Genomic DNA, 23784 nt, shown 5'->3' with positions numbered 1-23784 from the left:
GGGCCTCAATACGGCCCCAAAGCCATGCGGCCCGAGGAGGTCATGTCGCGCGCATGCCGGGTTTCGACCCGGTTGCGCCCGGCGCGCTTGGCGTCGTAGCAGGCCATGTCGGCCGCGTACAGCACCGAGGCCACGTCGTGCAGGTGAGCATCGAGCACCACCAGGCCTATGCTGACGCCCAGCGTGAAGCTGCGCCCCTGGTAGGACGGCTCCCAGGCCTGCACCGTGGCGCGCAGCTGCTCGGCCACGGCCTGGCCGCGCGCCAGGGGGCAGCCGGGCAGCACCACTGCGAACTCATCACCGCCCAGGCGCGCGGACCAGCCCACCTGGCGCACCTGGGTCTCGATGAGCCGGGCCACGTGGCGCAGCACGTCGTCGCCCGCGTCGTGGCCGGCCACGTCGTTGACCAGCGTGAAGTGGTCGAGGTCCAGGAACAGCACCACCCCGTCGTCGGGCGCATCGTCGGCCGCTGCAGTATCGACGGTGCGCGTGCGGGCCGAGCGCTCGGCCAGCAGCAGGGCCAGCCGGTGGTCGAAGGCCGAGCGGTTGTGCAGCTGCGTGAGGGCATCGTGCGTGAGCTCCCAGGCCTGCTGGTACTGGGCTTCGCGCGCGGCGGTGATGTCTTCCAGCATCCACACGGTGCCGCCGCCCAGCGCCTCGGAATCCACCTTGCGGCCCTGCACGCGCGCCCAGACGGGGCTGCCGTCCTTGCGCACGAAGCACACGTCGCCATCGAAGGTGCCGTGCGCCGCGAAGGCCGATTGCACGCGCTCGCCCAGGCGCGCGTAGTCGGCGTCCGATCCGTACAGCGTGCGCGCCGGCCGGCCCTGCAGCTCGCTCTCGGCATATCCCAGCATCAGGCAGGCCTGGCGCCCCACCACCTCGAGCACGCCATGGCGCGTGATGAAGATGCCCACCGAGGCGTTGGCCAGAATGGCCTGGAACTGGCCATGGAGCAGTGTGTGCAGGTGGTCCTGCTGGCGCTTTTGCTGCGCCAGCCCGTCGAACACGCGCACCAGGGTGCCCACCTCGCCCCGGCCCGTGGGCCACTCGATGGTGTCCCGGCTACCCTGCCGCGGCTGCTGCCCATGCCGCAGCAGCTGCAGCGCGCCACGGCACAGCTGGGCCAGGGGCTGCGCCATCCAGGCCATGGCCACGGCCAGCAGCAGCACGCCCAGGGCGATCACCGCGGCGGCCAGCCACCAGGCCTCGCGCTGCGCCCCCTGCAGCGGCTCCAGCAGCGCCTTGGAGTTGCTGACCCGGGCCACGAACCACTGGGGCAGCGGCATGCCGGCCACGCTCACGATGTGATCGGGCTGCACCTCGGTGGTGCCGCGCCCCACCACGGGCTGGGCGCTGCGCAGCCATTGCGCGAACACGGGCGCCAGGCCCGGCTCGTCGCGCACCTGGCCCATGATGCGCGCCGGGTCGGTGTGCGAGAGGATGGTGCCGTCGCGCGTGAACACGACCAGGCGCGAGTCGTCGCGCGCCGGCAGCGCCATGGACTGCGGCAGCAGGCCCTGCGACTGCAGCTTGAGCGCCCCCGCGACCACGCCCAGCACGGCCCCCTCCTCGCTGTGCAGCGGCAAGGTGAACATGATGCGCGCGTTGCTGGTGCGCCCGGCGATCAGCTCCGAGACCTGGGGCTTGCCGTCGATCAGCGTGCGGCGCAAGGCATCGCGCTCGGCCGGGTCCAGGTCGGCCGCCTTGACCAACTGGCCCGAGCGGATGTTCAGGCGCAATTCCCCGTCCTTGCGCGCCACGTGCAGCGCGTCGAAGAAGCCCACCGCGGGCAGCCCTTGCTGCAGCAGCCAATCGAGCGACGAAGGCGATTCGAGCATGGCCGGGGTGATGCCCTGGGCCACCGTGCGCAACACCTTCTGGCTTTGCTCGATCTTGCTGGCCAGGAGCCGGGCCACCACCTCCACCTCGTCCGTCTGCTGGCCGACCACACGGCGCATGGCCTCCTGGCCGGCCGCACGCGAGACCAGCCACACCGACGCCGCACTGGCCAGCACCACCACCAGCGCCGCCACCGCCATCAGCCGCAGCACCAGCGAGCCCGGCAGGCTGAAGGCCGGCTCTTGCGCAGCAGCGACAGGGTTCGCAGGAGGGGTCATGCGCTGTCCCACTCTGGAGGGCTGCAGGTGTGAACGGCGAACGGGGCGGGCATGGGCTGTGGGAAACAACAGGGTTTCCCGATAAATATACGCAGCCCCCACGCGCCTGGGCTTGGGTGGAACCCTCAGGTCCCGCCGAGGAAAACCCTAGTTCACCCGAAAGGGGGAACCTCTTGCGGGCGCGGCGGGAACCTGCCGTGCTGGCGGCTCAACCGCCAGCGACCGACTGCAGGGCCATGGGCTGGGGCAGCCTGAGCACATTGCCGGTGCCGGCCACGAGGCCGTGCTCGCGCAGGTGGCGCATCACGCGCGAGAAGGTTTCGGGGGCGATGCCCAATTGCGCGGCGATCAGGCGCTTGCGCTGGTGCAGGGTGACGCTCATGGCGCCGCCCGTGTCGGGCTCGGCGTTCTGCAGCAGCCACTGGGCGCAGCGCGCCTGCGCGTCCTGCGCCAGGCGGCTCACGGCCAGGCCCGACTGCTGCATGTAACCGGTGGCCATGTTACGCAGCAGGGCCTGCACCCCGGCAGGCAGCGCCTCGCAACTGCTGCGGAACACCTCCACCGGCAGATGGCGCAGGTGCACCTGGGTCTGCGCCACCATGTCCACCGCGCAGGGCTCGCCCAGCAGCGCCGATGCGGCGTCCAGCCAGAAGGGCCCCTCCACCACGCCCAGCTGGTGGCGCATCTGGCCTTGCTCGCACACCCCCAGCAGCACACGCCCGCGCTCCAGGTGCGCCACGGTGGCCAGGGTCTGGTGGCGGTGGCGCAGCACGTCACCGGCTGCGGCGATCTGGACCTGTGCAGGCAGCGAGAAAAGCGAAGAGGGCAGCATGGCCCGAACTGTGCCGCGGCAGGGCCCGGTGTGCATTGAGCAAGATCAAAACCATCCCAGGCAAGCCACCCCGGTCAGCCCCGTCCGGTCTCTGTAAGCACCTGTATCCGCCAGGGCATGGAACTTGCGAAGTCCTCGCCGCTGCTTTCGCCCGTGCACCAAGGTGCACCCTTGGCGAAGCTGCATTCGAAGCGCCGGGCACCCCGGCTTTCCCTCACCCCCAGGAGTACACAATGAAAACAAACCTGATGGCTCTTTCGCTCGGCGGCGCCCTGCTGTGCGCCACCGGTGCCGCCCAGGCCCAGAGCTCGGTCCAGTTGATGGGCCTGACCGATGTCTTCGTCGGTTCCATGCGCAATGCCGGCGACGCCGGCCGTGCGTCGGTGGTCAACAGCGGCGGCATGACCACCTCGTGGTTCGGCATCAAGGGCACGGAAGACCTCGGCGGCGGCCTCAAGGCCAACTTCGCGCTGACCTCGTTCATCAAGGTGGACAGCGGCGTGCAGGGCCGCTTCGTCAACGACACCTTCTTCTCGCGCGATGCCAACGTGGGCCTGTCGGGCGGCTTCGGCACGGTGACCGTGGGTCGGGGCCTGGCGCCCAACTTCCTGCCCTCGATCCTGTCCAACCCGCTGGGCGACTCGTTCACCTTTGCGCCGCTGATCCTGCACATGAACGTGCCGCTGTTCAACGGCACCGGCTGGACGGCGACCACGCCATCGGACACGGGCTGGTCCAACGAGATCATCTACAGCACGCCCAGCCTGGGCGGACTCACGCTGAATACGCACTACCAGATCGGCGAGATCGCGGGCGACAATGGCAAGAAGAACGTGGGCCTGAATGCGCTTTACTTCAACGGCCCGCTCACGCTGACCGGCTTCTACGAGCGCGACCAGATCAGCAACCCCGCCGTGCCCAATACCTACCTGGGCACCACCAAGAGCGACTGGATGCTGGGCGGCGCTTATGACTTCAGCGTGGCCAAGGCCTTCGCCAGCTACGGCCAGGCCAAGGCCGACAACACCAGCAACAAGGCCAAGACCTTGCAGCTGGGTGTGTCCGTTCCAGTGTTCAGCACCGGCAAGGTGCTGGCATCGTGGGCCAAGACCGAGATGTCGGCCACCGACGTGTCGCGCAAGACCTTCACGCTGGGCTACAACCACTTCCTGTCAAAGCGCACCGACGTCTATGCCATGCTGATGAACGACCGCATCACGGCGCGCACCACCGGCAACAGCTTTGGTCTGGGCATTCGCCACAGGTTCTGACGCCGGGGCCGCGCAGGCGGACCTGGAACGCTACACCACCAGGATCGCCCGGAAGTCGTTGACGTTGGTGTGCGTGGGCCCGGTGACCAGCAGGTCGCCCAGGGCCGCGAAGTAGCTCCAGGCATCGTTGCGCTGCAGGGCGTCCTCGATGTCGGCGCCCGCCGCATGGGCGCGTTGCAGGGTGTCGGGCCCGACGAAGGCGCCCGCGTTGTTCTCGACACCGTCGATGCCGTCGGTATCGGCGGCCAGCGCCCAGACCGAGGGCTCGCCCTGCAGCGCCTTGGCCAGGCCCAGGCAGAACTCACCGGCGCGGCCACCCCGGCCGCGCGGTGCGTCGGGCGCGCGCGGGCGCACCGTGACCGTGGTTTCGCCACCGGAGAGGATGACGCAGGGCTTCGTGAACGGCTGGCCCCGGCGCGCCACCGAGCGCGCCATGGCCGCGTGCACCTTGCCCACCTCGCGCGACTCGCCTTCGATCTCGTCGGAGAGGATGACCGCGTCCACACCCGCCGCACGCGCTGCCGCGGCCGCGGCCTCCAGCGCCTGCCAGGGCGTGGCCACCAAATGCACGGAATGGCCTTGGAACACCGCATCGCCGGGCTTGGGCGTCTCCAGCGCGCCGTCGCGCAGGGCCTGCAGGGTCTGGTGCGGCAAGTCGATGCCGTAGCGCGTGAGGATGGCCAGCGCCTCGGCGCAGGTGGTGGCATCGGGCACGGTGGGGCCGCTGGCGATGACCGAGGGGTCGTCGCCCGGCACGTCGCTGATGGTCAGCGTGACCACGCGCGCCGGGGCGCAGGCCGCCGCCAGCCGCCCGCCCTTGATGCGCGAGAGGTGCTTGCGCACGCAGTTCATCTCGGCGATGTCGGCACCGCTCTCGAGCAGGGCGCGGTTGATGCGCTGCTTGTCTTCGAGGGTGATGCCTTCGCCCGGCAGGGTGAGCAGCGAGGAGCCGCCGCCCGAGATCAGGCACAGCACCAGGTCATCGGCCGTGAGGCCGGCGGCCAGGTCCAGCAGGCGCTGCGCGGCGGCCTCGCCAGCGGCATCGGGCACGGGGTGCGCGGCCTCGACCACCTCGATGCGCTGCGCCAGCCCTTCGGGCCGGGGCGGGATGTGGCCGTAGCGCGTGACCACCAGGCCGGACAGCGGCGCGTCCTGCGGCCACAGCGCTTCGAGCGCCTGGGCCATGGCGCCCCCGGCCTTGCCGCCGCCCAGCACCAGGGTGCGCCCGCGCGGCGGCGCCGGCAGCCAGGCGCGCATCCCATGCAGCGGCTGGGCGCTGCGCACCGCGGTGTCGAACAGCCCGCGCAAAAAGCCGCGCGGGTCGGCGTGGAAATCCGGCAGTCCACCGGCCGGTGAGGAAAGGGGGGAGGAAGATGGTTCAGCCATGCGCACATTGTGCGTTGCTCAAGGGCGCGCCGGAGGGCGCCGGCCCGCTGTAACGCACTTGTCACGGCCGGCCAGTATCGTGAGCCCCCTAGAAGTGACAAATTGCAACCATGGTGCATCCCAAGCAAGAACGTCTCGACCGCATGCTGGCGCTGCTGTCGCCTGCGGCGCGGCTGGGATCGGGAGCGCTGGCGAAGCTCATGCGCGAGGGCGGGCTGCACTGCGTCTTCCAACCCCTGGGCGACCTGCGCGAGGGCAGCATCTTTGCCCATGAGGCGCTGATCCGCGGCCCCGAGGGCTCGGCCCTGCACACGCCCGACGTGCTGCTGGAGACCGCCCGGCGCGAGCGCCTGCTGCAGGACTTCGAGCTGGTGTGCGTGTTCACGGCCCTCTCCAACTGGGGCGACCATGGTGCGCCCGGCCGGCTGTTCGTGAACATCAGCGCCGATGCCCTGGTGCATGCCGTGGCCCTGTGCGGCGAGCGCCGCCTGGGCGAGACGGTGCGCGCCTTCGGCGTGAGCGCGCGCATGCTGGTGTTCGAGATCACGGAGCACGAGCGCGTGACCGACATGCCCGCGCTGCGCGAGGCCATCCGCGAGGTACATGCCTGCGGCGCGCGCCTGGCGCTCGACGATTTCGGCGACGGGCGCTCCAGCCTGCGCCTGTGGTCCGAGGTCAAGCCCGACTTCGTGAAGATCGACCGCTACTTCATCCACGACATCAGCGACCACCCCGAGAACCTGCAGATGCTGCAGGCCATCAAGGGCATTGCCGACGTGTTCGGCACCACGCTGATCGCCGAGGGCATCGAGACGCGCGACGACCTGCGCGCCCTGCGCGACCTGGCCATCCCCTACGGCCAGGGCTGGGTGCTGGGACGCCCGGCACGCAACCCGCGCGAGGCCATCGACGGCCCGGCGCTCGACGTGCTGCAGGACCGCCGCGTGGCCGTGCTGCCGCACCTGGGCCAGACCGCGCGCCCGGGCATCCTGCGCAGCCTGATGGTGGTGCAGGCGCCCACGGTGGCGCCCGCCACCAGCAACGACGAGGTGGCCGCCGTGCTGCAGGGGCGCCCCGACCTGCATGCGCTGGCGGTGGTGGATGGCACGCGCCCGGTGGCGCTGATCAACCGCCAGCAGTTCATGAACCATTACGCCACGCTGTACTTCCGCGAAGTGCATGGCCGCAAGCCCTGCGTCGGCTTTGCCAACAACACGCCACGCGTGGTGGAACTCGACTGCGACGTGGACCAGCTCGTGGGCATCCTCACCTCGCAGGACCAGCGCTACCTGAGCGATGGCTACATCGTCACCGACAACGGCCGCTACGTGGGCCTGGGCACCGGCGACCAGCTGGTGCGCGCGGTGACCGAGACGCGCATCGAGGCCGCGCGCCATGCCAACCCGCTCACCTTTCTGCCCGGCAACATCCCCATCAGCATGCACATGCAGCGCCTGCTGGAGAGCGGAACCGAGTTCGTGGCCTGCTATGCGGACCTGAACAATTTCAAGCCCTTCAACGACCACTACGGCTACTGGCGCGGCGACCAGATGATCCGCCTGGTGGCGCGCCTGGCCACCACGCACTGCGACGCACGCCGCGACTTCGTGGGCCATGTGGGGGGCGACGATTTCATGCTGATCTTCCAGAGCAGCAACTGGCTGCAGCGCTGCAAGAACATCGTGGACGAGTTCGCGCGCGAGGCGCTCACCCTGTTCGACGAAGGCGCGCGCGCCATGGGCGGAATCCATTCGGAAGACCGGCACGGCGTGCGCCGCTTCTTCCCCTGCACCACACTGGCCATCGGCGCGGTGCGCATACAGCCCGGCATGTACCGCCATGCCGAAGAGGTGGCCAACCTGGCGGCTGTGGCCAAGCATGAGGCCAAATTGGCATCCACCGGCGTGGTGCTGCATGGCGGCGAACTGCCCGGCCCGCCGCACAACGCCCTGCGTGCGCTGCAAAGCGTGCTGGCGGCGTGATCCAGCGCCGCCCCAGGCGGCGCCTCATTCATCAAGGGGTCTTTGCGCCGTCCTGGAACCAGCGGCCGATCAGGGCGCGCTCGGCGTCGGTCATCTGCGTGGCGTTGTTCATGGGCATGAGCTTTTGCACCACCACCTGCTGGTAGACCGCCTGGGCATGCTGCTTGACCGAGGCCGGCGAATCCAGGCGCAGGTTCTTCATCTGAACCTGGGCGCCATGGCACAGATAGCAGCGTTGCTCCAGCACGGACTGCACGGCAGCGAAGTCGTTGGCCGGGGCCGCCGCTGGGGCAGCGGCCGCAGCAGGGGTGGCTGCAGCGCCCGACGCGGGGGCCGTTGCCGGTGCAGCGGGGGTGGCCGTGGTGGCGGCGGGCTTGGCAGCAGCCACAGGCTCCGGGGCGGGTGCCGGGGCGGGCTTCATCCAGACGATGGCGCCCACCAGGGCCGCCACGCCCACCAGGGCATAGGGCAGCGGGTTGGGGTTGCGGCCGAGCTTGTAGCCGTGGCGCATCACGAAGAACTGGCGGATGGCGGCGCCCGCGAACATCATGACGATGAGCACCAGCCAGTTCTGCGCATGGCTCCACAGGAAGCTGTAGTGGTTGCTCAGCATCGCGAAGATCACCGGCAGCGTGAAGTAGGTGTTGTGCACGCTGCGCTGCTTGCCGCGCTTGCCGTGGATCGGGTCCACGTTCTGCCCGGTGCGGATCTGCCGCACCACGGTGCGCTGGCCCGGGATGATCCAGAAGAACACGTTGGCGCTCATCGAGGTGGCGATCATCGCGCCCACCAGCAGGAAGGCCGCGCGCCCGGCGAACAGGTGGCAGGCCAGCCACGAGGCGATGCACACCAGCACCAGCACCAGGCCGCCGACGATGGCGTCGCCATTCTTCTTCTGCCCGAAGATGCGGCAGATGCCGTCATACAGCAGCCAGAACACGACCAGGAAGGCCAGCGCCGCGCCGATGGCTGCGGGCGGTGCCCAGTCCATGCGCGACTTGTCGATCAGGTAGGTGCCCGCGCTCCACAGATAGGACAAGGTGAACAGCGCAAAGCCGCTGAGCCAGGTGCTGTAGCTCTCCCAATAGAACCAGTGCAGGTGCTTGGGCAGCTCGGGCGGGGAGACGGCGAACTTGACCGGGTGGTAGAAGCCGCCGCCGTGCACGGCCCAGAGCTCGCCGCTCACGCCCTGCTTCTTGAGGTCTTCGTCCTCGGGCGGCGTGAGGCTGCTGTCCAGGAAGACGAAGTAGAAGGAGGAGCCAACCCAGGCGATGGCGGTGATGACGTGGACCCAGCGCAAGAGCAGGTTGGCCCAGTCGAGAAGGTAGTGTTCCATTTTTTTCTCAACCTCGGCGGCGTGGGGGGACACACCGCCTGAACAACCTGCTCACCACTGCGGGCGCTCTGAGCAGAAGATGGGGTCGCGCACCATGGCAAGCCAGGCTTGCCGGGGCACCGCTGCGACCCATGGGACCGGTGCCGCAACGGCCGGCCAGGTCCCGGGTGAAAGTGTATGCAAAAACTGTTCTCAATTCCAGCCCATCAAGAAGCCATCAGGCCTGGGAATACCCTCGTTGTGGGTTGTGCACCACCGCCTGGACTGCCGCCACTGATTGCAAGAGTTGTGCCGCCACGGCCACGGCAATCACCTCGGGCTCCTTGCCCGGGATGCCGGGCACGCCGATGGGGCAGGTCACGTGCGCCAGTTCGCGCGGGCTGAAGCCGCGCGCCGTGAGCCGGCTGGTGAAGGTGGCCCACTTGGTCTTGCTGCCGATGAGGCCGATGAAGGGCAGATCGCCCTGCTCGCGCTGGCGCTTGAGGCAGGCGGCCACCACGTCCAGGTCCTCGGCGTGGCTGAAGCTCATGATGAGCACGCGCGAGCCGGGCGCCAACAGGGGCACGGCCATCTGCACGGGCTCGGAATGCTCGCAGTGCACATTGGGGGGAGGCGCGTCGGGAAAGACCCCGTCGCGGCTGTCTATCCAGGTCAGCGCAAAGGGCAAAGGTGCCAGCACACGCGCCAGGGCATGGCCGACATGGCCGCCGCCAAACAGGGCCACGGGGTGCAGGTCGGCCGTGAGGCGCCGGGCCAAAGCGGGCGCGTTCTGCGCGGCCACGCATTCGAATTCGAGGAACACCACGCCCCCGCAGCACTGGCCGAGCGCCGGGCCCAGGGCAAAGCGCATGGGCGCCGGGTCATTGGTGGCGCCGGGGTCCGCCAGGCGGCGGCGCGCCTCGGCAATGGCCTGGTGCTCCAGGTGGCCGCCGCCGATGGTGCCGACCAACCTGCCCGCGAACACGGCCATCCACGCGCCCGATTCACGCGGCACGGAGCCTTGGGTAGACTCCACGGTCACCAGGCATGCCGGTTCGGCCGCAAGGCCCTCCAGCAACAAACGCAAGTAGCTTTCCACTGCCGCCGTCCTTTCCTTACACCAGCCCACCATGTCCGATACACCGCCCAACCACCGCCCCGGCAAAAGCCGCCACTGGCTGCTGGCAGGCATCATGGCCGCTGGTGCCGCCCTGATCGCTGCCTGCAAGTCTGCGCCAGAACCCACGCCCGCGCCAGCCACGCCGGAGACCCGCCCTCCCACCACCACGGACATCCAGGGCGTCAAGGGCCCCGTGCCGGCCACTGCCGGCTCGGCCCGCCCCTCGGCCGCCGCCACGCCCCGCGCCTACCGGCAAGACGGCGCCACCCACCTCTACGGGCTGAACGCCGAGCGCATCTTCAAGGGCAAGCTGCCGCCGCAGCTCTACGCCATCGGCGTGATCGAGGTGGACATCGACCGCACCGGCAAGGTCACGCGCGTGAACTGGCTGCGCGCGCCGCGCCATGCGCCCGAGGTGGTCAAGGAGATCGAGCGCACGGTGCGCGCCGCGGCCCCCTACCCGGTGCCCACGCGCCTGGGCAAGGTGACCTACACCGAGACCTGGCTGTGGGACAAGAGCGGCAAGTTCCAACTCGATACCCTCACTGAAGGCCAGTTGTAAGGCCTACGAGCCCCTGTAAGTGGAGTAGCTCCACGGGCTCACCAGCAGGGGCACGTGGTAGTGCTGGTCTTCGTGTGCAATGCCGAAGTCCAGGCTCACCTGGTTCAAAAAGTTCGGCTCGGGCAAAGCTACGCCCTTGGCTTTGAAATACCCCGCCACATCGAAGCGCAGCCGGTAGGTGCCGGCGCGCAGGCTGGCGTTGTCGAACAGCGGCGCATCGGTGCGCCCATCGTGATTCAACACCAGGCGCTTGATCAGCGTGGCGGCGTCGCCGTGGGTGGAATACAGCGCCACTTCCATGCCGGCGGCGGGACAGCCATTCATGGTGTCCAGAACATGCGTGCTCAAGCCCATAGGGATTCTCCTGAAAGGGTGGGGACCGAAAAAATGCAATCTGTAGACTAAAAGTGTATACACTTTTCGCCAATCCTCCTATCATGTCGCCATGGAATCTTCATCCACCAGTGCCATCGTCGAGGCGTTGACCCGCGCCATCGTCGAACACCGCCTGCAGCCGGGCACCAAGCTGGCCGAGCAGAAGCTGGCCGACCATTTCGGCGTGTCGCGCACGCTGGTGCGCCAGGCGCTGTTCCAGATGGCCCAGAACAAGCTGGTCACGCTGGAGCCCGCGCGCGGCGCCTTTGTCTCCACCCCCTCGGTCGAGGAGGCACGCCAGGTGTTCGCCGTGCGCCGCATGCTCGAGACCGAGATGACCCGCGCCTTCGTGCGCAGCGTCACGCCCGCCAAGATCAAGGCCCTGCGCGCCCACGTGGCCAGCGAGAAGGCCGCCATGGGCACGGCCGATGCGAGCAGCCGCACCGAGCTGCTGGGCGACTTCCACGTGCGCATGGCTGAGCTCATGGGCAACGAGGTGCTGGCCCACTTGCTGGGCGATCTGATCTCGCGCTGCGCGCTGATCACGCTGAGGTACCAGTCGGCCAGCGCCGCAGAACATTCGCATGAAGAACACGGCGAGATCGTCACCGCGCTGGCTGCGCGCGACGAAGACCAGGCCGTGGCCCTCATGCAGTCGCACCTCGAGCACGTCGAGGCCAGCCTCACCTTCGACCGCAAGCGCCCTGCCAGCGACCTGGCCATGGCGCTCGCGCCCGTCACCGCCACCCAAGGCAACTGACACTGCCTTTTTCGCCCATGATCTACGACGCCACCCGCCCCTATCCCCGCGACCTCGTCGGCTACGGCCGCCACACGCCCCATGCCCAGTGGCCGGGCCAGGCACGCATTGCCGTGCAGTTCGTGCTCAACTACGAAGAGGGCGGCGAGAACGCCACCCTGCATGGCGACGCGGGATCGGAGCAGTTCCTCTCGGAAATGTTCAACCCCGCCAGCTACCCCGAGCGCCACATGAGCATGGAGGGCATCTACGAATACGGCTCGCGTGCCGGCGTATGGCGCATCCTGCGCGAGTTCGACAAGCGCCAACTGCCGCTCACGGTGTTCGGCGTATCGACGGCGCTGCAGCGCCACCCCGAGCTGACCCAGGCCTTCGTGCAGGCCGGCCACGAGATCGCCTGCCACGGCCTCAAGTGGATCCACTACCAGAACGTGCCCGAAGAGGTGGAGCGCGCCCACATGGCCGAGGCCATGGCCATCATCGAGCGCATGACCGGCCAGCGCGCCACCGGCTGGTACACCGGGCGCGACAGCCCCAACACCCACCGCCTGGTGGCCGACTTCGGCGGCTTCGAATACGACAGCGACTACTACGGCGACGACCTGCCCTTCTGGATGAAGGTGCAGCGCACCGACGGCAGCGTGGCGCCCCAGCTCATCGTGCCCTACACGCTGGACTGCAACGACATGCGCTTTGCCCTGCCCCAGGGCTACTCGCATGCCGACCCGTTCTACCAGTACCTCAAGGACACCTTCGACGCCCTGTACGCCGAAGGCGACCCCGATGGCGACAACGCACCCAAGATGATGAGCGTGGGCATGCACTGCCGCCTGCTCGGCCGCCCCGGCCGCATCACGGCGCTGCAGCGCTTTCTGGACCACATCGCCCAGCACGACAAGGTGTGGGTGGCGCGCCGCGTGGACATTGCGCGCCACTGGGCGAAGGTGCATCCCTTCAACGACACCACCCCCGCCACCAGCAAGGCCTGACCACCATGGCACTCACCATCACCCAACTCAACGCGGCCAGCCCGGCCGAGGCCCTGCAGTGGCTGGACGGCGTGTACGAGCACTCGCCCTGGATCGCAGAGCAGGCGCTGGCCCAGCGCCCCTTCCGCTCGCTGGCGCACCTGCGCCACGCGCTGGCCCAGGCCGTGCGCAATGCCCCGCAGGATGCGCAACTGGCCCTGATCCGCGCCCACCCGGAGCTGGCCGGCAAGGCCATGGTGGCCAACAGCCTCACGGCCGAGTCGACCAACGAGCAGAGCAAGGCCGGCCTGGCCCAGTGCACGCCCGATGAGTTCGCGCGCATCCAGCAGCTCAATGCGGACTACAACGCGCGCTTCGGCTTTCCCTTCATCCTGGCGGTGCGCGGGCCGCGCGGCGCGGGCCTGCCACGGCAGGAGATCATTGCCACCTTTGCGCGCCGGCTGGACAACCACCCCGCCTTCGAGCAGGCCGAGGCGCTGCGCAACATCCACCGCATCGCCGAGATCCGCCTGAACGACAAGTTCGACGCAGAGCCCGTGCTGGGCAACGACGTGTGGGACTGGCAGGAGAACCTGGCCCAGCACTCGGACCCCGGCTTTGCCGAAAAGGGCCAGCTCACCGTCACCTACCTGACCGACGCGCACCGCGCCTGCGCCCAGCGCATCAGCCACTGGATGCGCGACTGCGGTTTCGACGAGGTCGAGATCGACGCCGTGGGCAACGTGGTGGGGCGTTACCACCCTGCTGCTGGCTCGGCCCAGGGCAAGTACCTGATGACCGGCTCGCACTACGACACAGTGCGCAACGGCGGCAAGTACGACGGGCGCCTGGGCATCTTCGTGCCCATGGCCTGCGTGCGCGAGCTGCACCGCGCGGGCAAGCGCCTGCCCTTCGGTATCGAGGTCATCGGCTTTGCCGAAGAAGAAGGCCAGCGCTACAAGGCCACCTTCCTCGGGTCGGGCGCGCTCATAGGCCACTTCAACCACGCCTGGCTGGACCAGAAGGACGCCGACGGCGTGACCATGCGCGAGGCCATGCAGCATGCCGGCCTGTGCATCGACGACATCCCCAAGCTGCAGCGCGACCCGGCGCAGTACCTGGGCTTCATCGAGGTGCACATCGAGCAGGGCCCGGTGCTCAACGAGCTGGACCTGCCCCTGGGCGTGGTCACCTCCATCAACGGCGGCGTGCGCTACGTGGGCGAGATGATCGGCATGGCCAGCCATGCCGGCACCACCCCCATGGACCGCCGCCGCGACGCGGCCGTGGCCGTGGCCGAGCTGGCCCTGTACATCGAGCAGCGCGCCGCCAAGGACGGGGACTCGGTGGGCACCATCGGCCTGCTCAACGTGCCCGGCGGCTCCATCAACGTGGTGCCGGGGCGCTGCCAGTTCAGCCTGGACCTGCGCGCCCCCACCGACCCGCAGCGCGACGCCATGGTCAAGGACGTGTTGGACGAGCTGGCCCGCATCGCCGAGCGCCGCGGCATGCGCTACACGCTGGAGGAATCCATGCGCGCCGCCGCCGCCCCCAGCGCACCGGCCTGGCAGCAGCGCTGGGAGCGCGCGGTGGACGCCCTGGGCGTGCCCGTGTTCCGCATGCCCAGCGGCGCCGGGCACGATGCGATGAAGCTGCACGAGATCATGCCCCAGGCCATGCTCTTCGTGCGCGGCCTGAACTCCGGCATCAGCCACAACCCGCTCGAATCCACCACCAACAACGACATGCAGCTGGCCGTGGACGCTTTCACGCACGTGCTGCAACAGCTCTCCGAGGAAACCCCCGCATGACCGCCTCCACCCCAACGACCGACTACGCCGCCCTGGATGCGTGGATCGACCAGCACTTCGACGAGGAAGTGCGCTTTCTGCAGGCCCTGGTGCGCGTGCCCACCGACACGCCCCCTGGCAACAACGCACCCCACGCCGAACGCACGGCCGAACTGCTCCGTGACTTTGGCTACGAGGCCGAGAAGCACGCCGTGCCCGCCGCCGACGTGCAGGCCTACGGCATGGAGTCCATCACCAACCTGATCGTGCGCCGCAAGTACGGCAACGAGGGCCAGGGCCCCACCATTGCCCTGAACGCCCACGGCGACGTGGTGCCGCCCGGCGAAGGCTGGACGCACGACCCCTACGGCGCCGAGATCGTGGACGGCAAGATGTACGGCCGCGCCACTGCCGTGAGCAAGAGCGATTTCGCCAGCTTCACCTATGCCGTGCGCGCGCTGGAGGCCGTGGCCAAGCCCGCCCGGGGCGCGGTGGAACTGCACTTCACCTACGACGAAGAGTTTGGCGGCGAACTGGGCCCCGGCTGGCTGCTGCAAAAGGGCCTGACCAAACCGGACCTGATGATCGCGGCCGGCTTCTCGTACGAGGTGGTCACCGCCCACAACGGCTGCCTGCAGATGGAAGTGACGGTGCACGGCAAGATGGCGCACGCTGCCGTGCCCCACACCGGCGTGGACGCGCTGCAGGGCGCCGTGCACATCCTGAACGCACTGTACGCGCAGAACCAGGAGTACCTCAAGGTCACGTCCAACGTGGCCGGCATCAAGCACCCCTATCTGAACGTGGGCCGCATCGAGGGCGGCACCAACACCAACGTGGTGCCCGGCAAGGTGACCTTCAAGCTCGACCGCCGCATGATCCCCGAAGAGAACCCGGTGGAGGTGGAAGCCAACATCCGCCGCGTGATCGAAACCGCCGCGGGCGAACGCGCCGGCATCTCGGTGGAGATCCGCCGCATGCTGCTGGCCAACGCCATGACGCCGCTGGCCGGCAATAAGCCCCTGGTCGATGCCATCCAGAAGCACGCCCAGGCACTGATCGGCGAGCCCGTGCCCGCCGTGGGCACGCCCCTGTACACCGACGTGCGCCTGTACGTGGAGCGCGGCATTCCCGGCGTGATCTACGGCGCCGGCCCGCGCACCGTGCTCGAATCGCACGCCAAGCGCGCCGACGAGCGCCTGGACCTGCAGGACCTGCGCCGCGCGACCAAGGTGGTTGCGCGCACGCTGAAGGACTTGCTCGCATAACTCGCTTACAGATCGGCATGGCGCGGAGTCCACCCGCCCATGCCGACCCGACCTACACTTGCTGCGGGCGCATTCCACCAGGGATGCGCCCGTTTGTCATTCCGACACCCGGACGGACACACCCAAAAGATTGATAACAGAGGAGCACCTACCAATGAGCATCCGCCACACCTTGCTGGCCAGCAGCGTCGCACTGGCCCTGGCCAGCCTGACCGCCTGCGGCAGCACCCCGCAGGCCCTGCCGGCCGTCCCGGCATCCGCGCCGGCAGTGCAGCAGACGGCAGCGGCCCAGGCCGCCAGCGCCGCCTATGACTTCGACATGGATGTGTTCCACCCCGTGGTGGCGCGCAACGGCATGGTCGCCACCGAGCAGGAGCTGGCCTCGCAGATCGGCCTGGATATCCTGAAAGCCGGCGGCAATGCGGTGGACGCGGCCGTGGGCATCGGCTTTGCGCTGGCCGTGGCCCTACCGAATGCGGGCAACCTGGGCGGCGGCGGGTTCATGATGGTGCACGACGCCAAGACCGGCAAGAGCGTGGCCCTGGACTTCCGCGAAGTGGCGCCCATCAAGGCCACGCGCGACATGTACCTGGACGCCAACGGCAACGTGGTGGACGGCAAATCGCTGTACACCCACTACGCCGTGGGCGTGCCCGGCACCGTGGCCGGCATGGAGCATGCGCTCAAGACCTGGGGCACCCTGCCCCTGTCGCGCGTGATCGCCCCGGCCATCGAACTGGCCGAGCGCGGCTTCCCCGTGAGCGAAACCCTGGCCAAGATCCTGGACCAGGAAAAGAAGAACATGGGCAAGTGGCCCGCCACCCAGGCCATCTTCTGGAAGAACGGCGCGCCCCTGAAGGTGGGCGACGCCCTGGTGCAGAAAGACCTGGCCCAGTCCATGCGCCTGATCGGCCAGCAGGGCGCCAAGGCGTTTTACGAAGGCGAGATCGCCCAGAAGATCGCCGCCGAGATGGCACCGCACGCCGGCGCCCTCACGCTGCAGGACCTGCGCGAATACAAGGTGGCCGAGCGCGTGCCCACGCGCGGCACCTACCGCGGCTATGAGATCGTGACCATGCCGCCACCCTCCTCCGGCGGCCCGCACCTGGTGCAGATCTTGAACATGCTGGAGCCCCTGCCCCTGGCCCAGTGGGGCCCCAACAGCGCCCAGACCATCCACTACATGGCCGAGAGCATGAAGCTCGCGTATGCCGACCGCGCCGAGTACCTGGGCGACCCGGACTTCGTGAAGATCCCCCTCAAGGGCCTGACCTCCAAGCGCTACGCCGAGTCGCTGGCCAAGGGCATCGACGCCAACACCGCACGCAGCGGCAAGAGCATCAAGCCCGGCCAGCCCCAGCCGTACGAGAGCGACCAGACCACCCACTACTCGGTGGTGGACAAGGCCGGCAACGCCGTGGCCGTGACCTACACGCTGAACACCAACTTCGGCAGCGGCATCGTCGCCAAGGGCACGGGCATCCTGCTCAACAACGAGATGGACGACTTCTCGGCCAAGCCCGGCGTGGCCAATGCCTACGGCCTGGTCGGCGGCGATGCTAACGCCGTGGCTGCCAAGAAGCGCCCCCTGTCTTCCATGACGCCTACCCTGGTCCTGAAGGACGGCAAGCCCACCCTGGTGACCGGCAGCCCCGGCGGCGCGCGCATCATCACCACGGTGCTGCAGACGGTGGTGAACACGATTGACTTTGGCATGAACCCCGCCGAGGCCGCCGCCGCACCGCGCGTGCACCACCAGTGGACGCCGGACGAGCTGCGCGTGGAAAAGGGCTTGTCGCCCGACACCCTGGCCTTGCTCAAGCAACGCGGCCATAACATCGCGGTGAAGGCTTCGATGGGGCGTACGCAGACGATCCAGCTGCGTGGTGGGGCGCTGTATGGGTACTCGGATCCGCGGAATCCGGATGGGAAGACGTTGGGGTATTGATTAAATGGCTCGCGCGGCGAGCCATTTATCACTAACAAAGGCCGCGCCCCTCACAGGACGCGGCCTTTTTAATAGAGTGATCGACATCGCAGCCGTCATAGTATGGTTGCGCCACACCAGCTTCGATCAAGAATCCCAGTGCGCATATAGGCTGAAGCATTCCTGCTTAAATCCGGCCCATTCGATCCCACACAGGCGGGCCAGACAACCCGGTTCATGACGAGTCACTCCTATCCAGTTGCGCAGCGATCAATTCACGGGTGAAGGCAATCGTCTCCTGAACATCAGACATTTCAAATTCATCCCATTGAGCGTGTGTCGCCTTTGTACGCACATGGGCAGCAGTGCGAGCTCTCTTGGCCTTAGTAGCCGTCAGAATCCCCTTTGCCGTCAAAGCGGAAATCAAACTATCAAGCCTCTCATCTTTATCGACGATCTCATGTTTACGACAAACCCTACGCAGGGAATCTTCGAAGACAACACCTGAGATAACACCTGCTTCACGCGAGCGATTGTTTTTCGCATAGTACTGAGCATGATCGAGGAAATCGTCGAACGTCTCAGCACGAGCCTGATCGGCCACCGCCACGAGTGCGCCAGCGTCTGCATCCTTCAAAAGAGCCTGCAAAACCGCCCTCAATTGCCCAACTCCCTTGTGAATGAAAAGTCCCCAAGATTCTGTTGCAATGCGGTCGGCGCTTAGTCGGTACGTAGATCCTTGAGCGCAAGCAAGATGCACAGCATTATGCGCAGAAGTGAGCCATCCAACACAGTCTGACTGCTGTCGCTGCGGAATGACGGTAGAAGTAGCGCGACTTAGTGTTTCCCCTTCGACGATTAACTCCGAAATTCTATCTCTTACGCGCTTTTCAATTGACATGCCGACCCCCTAGTTGACGTAGTGTTGAAGCCGCATCGACTTTCTCCCGCCCAATTAGGCTTCCCAACTTTCGGGTCGACTTCCCTTGGCAAGCGCACAGCTTCAAGGCCCGACTCAGCCTGCGCTGCTTCTTCGCCGAGCTGCGGGCGTAGCAGGCGTGGGCGTATATGGAGAAATACCGATGACGAGGTAGTTAAAGTCGATTTTTCTACTCGGATTTTTAGCTCTCACGGACATTGAGCCCATATCCCACTCGAAATCGTTCCAATTCCACTGCGTTTCATTGGTTTGGACGATCACGTACGATCCCAGGTTCAGCCTGGCAGCAATGCTGTCAGCGGAGAAATCGAGGCCCAAGTTGAAATGATGAACTTGGACATTCCTCAAACGATTAGCGACGCCTTTGACTGCGCATTGCATCAAGCTAACGAAAGGCTTGAGGCCAGGTTGAAGGTTATTGACAAGAGCGAGGCCGTTTTTAAATGCCTCACTGTCGAGTGCTCCAAGAAGCGCTTCGTCGGTCGAGGAGCCTACATTGACCGTGCGCCCCTCAAATTCGATTCCGTTTTCCCCCACAGTAAGGCCAAGAAAAATTGGAACTCCGACGACGCTTGCCAGAGTGCCATCCCGGCTCTTGAAGCGGAGAGCCATTCGTAGTGCTTCCTTTTCGCCATCGATTTGATTTCGACCAACGAACTCACATAGAATGGAATGTGCACCAAGCCCAGGATACTCGTATACAAAAGCTCGGTTAAACGAAATCTTGATTTGTGTGCCTATGAGGTCTGGGGCGGGCTCAATTTGAGCCGCGCCAATTATTGGTTTGACTCCCTCAGCATCATTGCTTGCGATAAATCCAATTTGAAGCCCTGTGGCATTGAAGGGGGCACCCGGTCTTACAATATTTTGCCCTTGAACAGCGCTTTCAACAAGCGCATTTGCCCTGGCAACGTCGCCAATTTCTTCCAGATATCTGGCGATCCGATCAGGAGGAAGGGAACCGAGTGAGTCCGCAGCGCTGAATTCCATATTTACCTCACACGAGCGCGGGCTGCACGTGCACGCAGAGCACTCTGAACTTCGTTAAAAATTTCTGCACGTGATCCTTGCCCCATTTCGAGAGTGACGATCAGCGCATATGGTATTTGCGCGGAGGCAAAGTCCGCATGGTTCGCAGTGGCATGGACACCGAAATAGAGCCCGTCCGGTCCCAAAGCCGCCCTGGCTTGGCGACCTTGCATTCTGATGTGCATCAAGGTCCCCCTAGCTATTGAGTGATGATCAGGCTGAAGCAACCCATCGGCGCGTTTCACGCCATCCCAAAATTTCTGGCTTCTATCACTTGATAACACGGTCAGCCGTGCGCCACGATAATCCGCGAATGGCATCACAGGGGCTGTCCAAGCGAGGGTAACCGTAATTGCTCGGACCTCTCTATTGTTCACCATGGATGCAGGAAGTGGGACCCTGAAAATATGTTGTTTACCCACAGATATCACGTCTTCGGCAATCAATGTCGCTCTTTGCTGCGCGCCGGAGATTGCTCTTCCCAAAGATATTTTCCCGTATCCAAGAAAGCGAGCAATCGTTTTTCTGCGCGCGAAGTGACGCTCTTGCGGCGGGTAAGCTGTTTCGAGTAGATCACCCAATGGACCCCATGATGCAGTATGTGCTAGCAGACCCTTCAGCAGAGGCGCTCGCGTTCTCTTCAAACTCCAATTGACAGGCTCTCCTGCAAATGCATCGTCCAAAGCATCAGCAATAAAATTTGCGCTGCGCGTAACAAGCGCTGCCGCGTTGCTGGTCCCAGCACATCGGGCTCGATGGTTAAGATCGCCTGTGACCGAAGGGGCTGCAACCAACTGCCCAAGCTCCTGCGAATGGGTCGGTTGAGCGATGACGCCCCCCTGAGGCAGATTCGCGCACAATGCTGCTATGCGGCCACCGTTCTCAAGGATTTCTGGCTTAATACCTTCATTTACCCCTAATCCGATGGCTGAAGCCAAATTGGTCACAGCGACCAAAGGAAATGGGTCAAAAGATGCGGTGGCTTTGTTAGTGGCTTCCTCGGCGTGTAACGCTCCAACTGTTAAGCTATTCACAGATTCTGCCGGGCTGAGAATGCCACGACGCGCTTTGGCTTTTTCCACGGCCAAGATGAATTCTGCTTGTCTTCTTTCGAGCGGCGCCGCCTGTAGTTCTGCTACATCTCTGAACTGGTCTAGCAATATGCCTTCACTAATATTTCCCGCGCTCACTATAAACAATAAACTGTGCTTAAAGCTGAAGTAGTCCAAAAGCATTGCCCATGGCGAAGGCCTGCGGGTGAATGGCGCAAAAATATCGCAGACCGAGTGATTTATGACCGTAAGGTTGCGATAGGGTGAGTCGGGTTTATCTATCTCGACCGCTAGATTCGACAGCGCTCGATATACCGTTCCTATAGGCAATTTATCTATTGGGGTCGTTTCGACACCTCGGCCACCATCGGTCAATATTGGAATTGACAGAAGCGTTCGACTTATTGCAGGCCAAGGCGCATGCAAGTCTCCTCTCACAATCAGCGAAGCTATTGCCGTCCCATGGTGGCGTCCTGAGACAGGCACGTTGGCTGCTGTAACGTCTACCTCACGTACGTCCACCCTGCCTGCAAGAGCCGCGTGCCCAGTCACAGGGTAGCCATCGAGCATTGCGCTTACGCAAGGTTTGGCGGTGCCAGGGACTGGCGGTATCGGGGATCCGGCTCCGGTGTCTTGGGACGCTGTAGACACAAATGCGGACTGCGGCCTTATGGCCATGACCTCATCTAGTCCACCTAAGCGGTTGCCTTCATCCAGTGTCAAAAGTCGCCTAGCCGCAGCGGGCGGCAACGATGCCAGAACTCCCTGGTATCGGATTTCTTGGATCGTGACTATGTCAAGTAATTGGCCGCCAACCTCGTTGATAAGGGTCAGCAGTGTCTCGCGCGCCAAGTCACGTTGCGTGACGGTTGATCGATACCAAAGGTCAATCTCGACACGAACTGCTGATTCTGCATTTTCTCTCAAAGCGCGTTCAACATATGCACTGAGAAGCGGATCAATTCGGTCTCGCACGGACCATCGCCGCATATCTATCAGGTATTCAAACAACTCCCACAAGCCCCGAAACTCGTCGGCTGAGCAGCGCTCACCTCTGCTGAATCGATTCCACTGGGCCAAAAGCCTTGAAAGCCCATCCCTACTAGGCATTGTCAGATAGAGCAGCTCAGCCTTAAGGACCTCGGTGTTGGTCTGAGCCGACCCTTCCTCGTCATCTTCATCTTCGCGCTCTTCATCTGACGAAGCTGGTCGAGGCAATTCGCTAGCTAGCCACTCAAACCCAAGGCGCTCAGCAGCTTCAATGAACGAAGCAACATCGGTTTTTAGTTCAAAGACAAGAACACGCTCGGGGATTACCGTACGAGCGTCTATTGATGCCTCAATGTTCTCCGTCCAGTTGCTTAAGCTTTGTGCTGTTTTTTCGAAGCGGCTACTAAGACGGGTCAACTGCGTCTGGTACGGAATTTTGGGCGGCGGATTGAACCGTCTTCCTTTTACCCCTTGACGCTTTCCTTCGCTCTGCTCCCTTACCAGTCTCAACAATGGATACTGCGTGGCCATTCTGTCCCTCCTCCATAGGTCCTCTCAGTCGCCTTTGCATGCGAGAGAGCACTTTTTGTACGGCCTGTGACGCAGACATCCGTCCCTGCGACAGAACGAGTTGTCGGCGCACGTCAAGGGTGAATGCTTCAACCTCGGACATGTTTTCACCAAGCATCTGCTCCGCGAATTCTGCATCAGAAAGGCCTGGATCCTCGCCTAGTGAATTACAAAACCTTTTGAACCAACTACGCAGCTGTTCAATGTTGGGCTTGTTCACCTCCAACTTGAGCTGAAACCTGCGCCAGACGGCGCGATCCAACAATTCCGGATGGTTAGTAGCGCACACAACGATGGCGTGGCTGGGCAGCCGATCCATCTGCATGAGAAGAGTGCTCACGACGCGCTTGATCTCGCCTGTTTCCTGGGCGTCGCTTCGCTCCTTACCCACAGTGTCGAATTCGTCAAAAAACAGCACGCACGGGTTGACGGCTGCCCAGTCAATAAGGCGCCGAAGTCGGTTTGAAGTCTCTCCCAGAAAGCTGTCGACAATTGCGTCGTACCGAATGAAGAGCAGTGGAAGCGATAGTTCTGTAGCAAAGACTTCAGCTAATGTCGTCTTTCCATTGCCGGGAGGCCCCACCATCAAAACGGTGTGCCTCGGCTCAAGCGAATGCGCGCGCAGAAGTGCCGCTTGCGTATACTCGTGCAAAAACTCTTGAATGTCCGTCACCAACTCGGACGCCAAGACCAGTTCGTCCAACTTGCGTCGAGCTGGCATGTCGTACACAAGCTCAGCAACCAGGTGCGGAAGCCTGCCTTGCGGCGCTGGGTGAGCCATGCTGCGCTCAAAGCCAGACAAGATAGCTTGGGGGGAAGGACGCTGAGAGTCAGAAATAATCGCTTCCATCGTGCGTTGAAGCGCACGGCGGTCGTTGCGAGCGTTTGAAGTTGCCATATCCCTACCATTCCTTTCGACTTTGCAGCCAACCTTTAGGCGCTAGGTGCAGAGCCACTTCCTTGATGACCCCCGCCCTGGGTGATTGATGCCTCGTAAAAGTCGATCAAGGCGATCACCTTGTGGCAAAACGACCTGATTGATGCAGCCTCCTCTAACGTCCAAGGAGCCAAACTCGTATCGGTTTGCTGTTTTGTTTCGTTTTGCTGCGTGGCTTTTTTCGCGACAAATCGCAACACTCCGACTGAAATCTCTTCCCGCGTGCGCGTCAGAGCCTTTCCTGACTGCACGAACCGCCAAAACTTGGTTCGATCAATGCTCAATGCCGAAGCTGCAGCAGCCACATTGCCACCGAACTGTTCCACAACTGTTTTTGCCTGCTCCTGCAAGACCTCGTCCAATACGCATTTGGGCATGCTGTTACTCATCCTATGCAGAGCATTCTACAAATGCAATCACGAAAACGCAACAATAACCACCTCGAAAAGCAACAACAATATTTAAATGTTGCGTTATTGATTCTTTTTACTTGGCGCAATACTGTATTTAAACAAGGGGTATCCACTTAGCTCCAGCGGCACTCCAGATACTGTGTTTTCATCCAGCAATGGTACCCGATTGCACGTCTG

General features: G+C 64.6%; 19 protein-coding genes. 8 read left to right on the top strand and 11 right to left on the bottom strand.

Annotation, left to right across the window (positions count from 1 at the left end; all coding sequences use genetic code 11):
* Positions 1 to 5: 5 nt before the first annotated feature.
* Positions 6 to 2120 (bottom strand): sensor domain-containing diguanylate cyclase, encoded by a 2115-nt coding sequence (locus AC07X5_RS28880; RefSeq protein WP_494772929.1) that lies wholly within the window; start codon positions 2118 to 2120, stop codon positions 6 to 8.
* Between the two features lie 208 nt (positions 2121 to 2328).
* Positions 2329 to 2952 carry a Crp/Fnr family transcriptional regulator gene (locus AC07X5_RS28875; protein ID WP_494772928.1) on the bottom strand — a complete coding sequence of 208 codons (624 nt, stop codon included), beginning with the start codon at positions 2950 to 2952 and terminating at the stop codon, positions 2329 to 2331.
* Positions 2953 to 3185: 233 nt separating this feature from the next.
* Between AC07X5_RS28875 and AC07X5_RS28870 the strand changes: the two genes are divergently transcribed.
* On the top strand, positions 3186 to 4223 hold the full coding sequence (locus AC07X5_RS28870) for a porin (RefSeq protein ID WP_494772927.1): 1038 nt from the start codon (positions 3186 to 3188) through the stop codon (positions 4221 to 4223).
* 30 nt (positions 4224 to 4253) lie between these two features.
* On the opposite strand, the gene AC07X5_RS28865 is transcribed toward AC07X5_RS28870, so the two are convergent.
* Positions 4254 to 5609: a glycerate kinase type-2 family protein gene (locus AC07X5_RS28865; RefSeq protein ID WP_494772926.1), complete on the bottom strand. Its 1356-nt coding sequence runs from the start codon at positions 5607 to 5609 to the stop codon at positions 4254 to 4256.
* Between the two features lie 110 nt (positions 5610 to 5719).
* On the opposite strand from AC07X5_RS28865, the gene AC07X5_RS28860 reads away from it, so the two are divergent.
* On the top strand, positions 5720 to 7591 hold the full coding sequence (locus tag AC07X5_RS28860) for an EAL domain-containing protein (protein WP_409961453.1): 1872 nt from the start codon (positions 5720 to 5722) through the stop codon (positions 7589 to 7591).
* A 31-nt stretch (positions 7592 to 7622) separates the two neighbouring features.
* Here AC07X5_RS28860 and AC07X5_RS28855 read toward each other — a convergent pair whose 3' ends face one another.
* Positions 7623 to 8927 carry a urate hydroxylase PuuD gene (locus AC07X5_RS28855; protein ID WP_494772925.1) on the bottom strand — a complete coding sequence of 435 codons (1305 nt, stop codon included), beginning with the start codon at positions 8925 to 8927 and terminating at the stop codon, positions 7623 to 7625.
* A gap of 217 nt (positions 8928 to 9144) precedes the next feature.
* Positions 9145 to 10038 carry a xanthine dehydrogenase accessory protein XdhC gene (gene xdhC, locus AC07X5_RS28850; protein ID WP_494772924.1) on the bottom strand — a complete coding sequence of 298 codons (894 nt, stop codon included), beginning with the start codon at positions 10036 to 10038 and terminating at the stop codon, positions 9145 to 9147.
* Here xdhC and AC07X5_RS28845 point away from each other — a divergent pair.
* Complete coding sequence (locus AC07X5_RS28845) at positions 10037 to 10588, top strand: energy transducer TonB (RefSeq protein ID WP_494772923.1); 552 nt, start codon at positions 10037 to 10039, stop codon at positions 10586 to 10588. The two genes, xdhC and AC07X5_RS28845, sit on opposite strands and share 2 nt — an antisense overlap.
* Positions 10589 to 10591: 3 nt before the next feature.
* Here AC07X5_RS28845 and uraH read toward each other — a convergent pair whose 3' ends face one another.
* Positions 10592 to 10942, bottom strand: coding sequence for a hydroxyisourate hydrolase (gene uraH / locus AC07X5_RS28840; protein ID WP_409961459.1), 351 nt, complete (start codon positions 10940 to 10942; stop codon positions 10592 to 10594).
* A gap of 91 nt (positions 10943 to 11033) precedes the next feature.
* Between uraH and AC07X5_RS28835 the strand changes: the two genes are divergently transcribed.
* The 5 genes from AC07X5_RS28835 (at position 11034) to ggt (ending at position 17697) form a co-directional block, all read left to right on the top strand.
* Positions 11034 to 11723 carry a GntR family transcriptional regulator gene (locus AC07X5_RS28835; protein ID WP_494772922.1) on the top strand — a complete coding sequence of 230 codons (690 nt, stop codon included), beginning with the start codon at positions 11034 to 11036 and terminating at the stop codon, positions 11721 to 11723.
* A gap of 17 nt (positions 11724 to 11740) precedes the next feature.
* Complete coding sequence (puuE, locus tag AC07X5_RS28830) at positions 11741 to 12712, top strand: allantoinase PuuE (RefSeq protein ID WP_494772921.1); 972 nt, start codon at positions 11741 to 11743, stop codon at positions 12710 to 12712.
* Between the two features lie 5 nt (positions 12713 to 12717).
* Positions 12718 to 14502 (top strand): 2-oxo-4-hydroxy-4-carboxy-5-ureidoimidazoline decarboxylase, encoded by a 1785-nt coding sequence (uraD, locus tag AC07X5_RS28825; RefSeq protein ID WP_494772920.1) that lies wholly within the window; start codon positions 12718 to 12720, stop codon positions 14500 to 14502.
* A complete protein-coding gene (locus tag AC07X5_RS28820; RefSeq protein WP_494772919.1) occupies positions 14499 to 15749 on the top strand; it encodes a M20 family metallopeptidase in 1251 nt (416 codons plus the stop codon). Before uraD ends, AC07X5_RS28820 begins: the two co-directional genes overlap by 4 nt.
* Before the next feature lie 154 nt (positions 15750 to 15903).
* The gene (gene ggt, locus AC07X5_RS28815; RefSeq protein WP_494772918.1) at positions 15904 to 17697 is read left to right on the top strand and encodes a gamma-glutamyltransferase; all 1794 of its coding nucleotides are present in this window, start codon (positions 15904 to 15906) and stop codon (positions 17695 to 17697) included.
* 214 nt (positions 17698 to 17911) lie between these two features.
* Here ggt and AC07X5_RS28810 read toward each other — a convergent pair whose 3' ends face one another.
* The 5 genes from AC07X5_RS28810 to AC07X5_RS28790 form a co-directional block, all read right to left on the bottom strand.
* Positions 17912 to 18577, bottom strand: a complete 666-nt coding sequence (locus AC07X5_RS28810; RefSeq protein ID WP_494772917.1) for a hypothetical protein — start codon at positions 18575 to 18577, stop codon at positions 17912 to 17914.
* Between the two features lie 114 nt (positions 18578 to 18691).
* Positions 18692 to 19606, bottom strand: a complete 915-nt coding sequence (locus AC07X5_RS28805; protein WP_494772916.1) for a hypothetical protein — start codon at positions 19604 to 19606, stop codon at positions 18692 to 18694.
* Between the two features lie 2 nt (positions 19607 to 19608).
* Positions 19609 to 21267 carry a S8 family serine peptidase gene (locus tag AC07X5_RS28800; RefSeq protein ID WP_494772955.1) on the bottom strand — a complete coding sequence of 553 codons (1659 nt, stop codon included), beginning with the start codon at positions 21265 to 21267 and terminating at the stop codon, positions 19609 to 19611.
* Positions 21268 to 22090: 823 nt separating this feature from the next.
* Positions 22091 to 23155 carry an AAA family ATPase gene (locus AC07X5_RS28795; RefSeq protein ID WP_494772915.1) on the bottom strand — a complete coding sequence of 355 codons (1065 nt, stop codon included), beginning with the start codon at positions 23153 to 23155 and terminating at the stop codon, positions 22091 to 22093.
* Positions 23156 to 23190: 35 nt separating this feature from the next.
* Positions 23191 to 23571, bottom strand: a complete 381-nt coding sequence (locus tag AC07X5_RS28790; RefSeq protein ID WP_494772914.1) for a hypothetical protein — start codon at positions 23569 to 23571, stop codon at positions 23191 to 23193.
* Positions 23572 to 23784: the final 213 nt, after the last annotated feature.

The sequence above is a fragment of the Acidovorax sp. GW458-11-26-14-TSB4 genome, from assembly GCF_059423865.1.
This window is presented reverse-complemented; position numbering and strand designations above follow the sequence as displayed.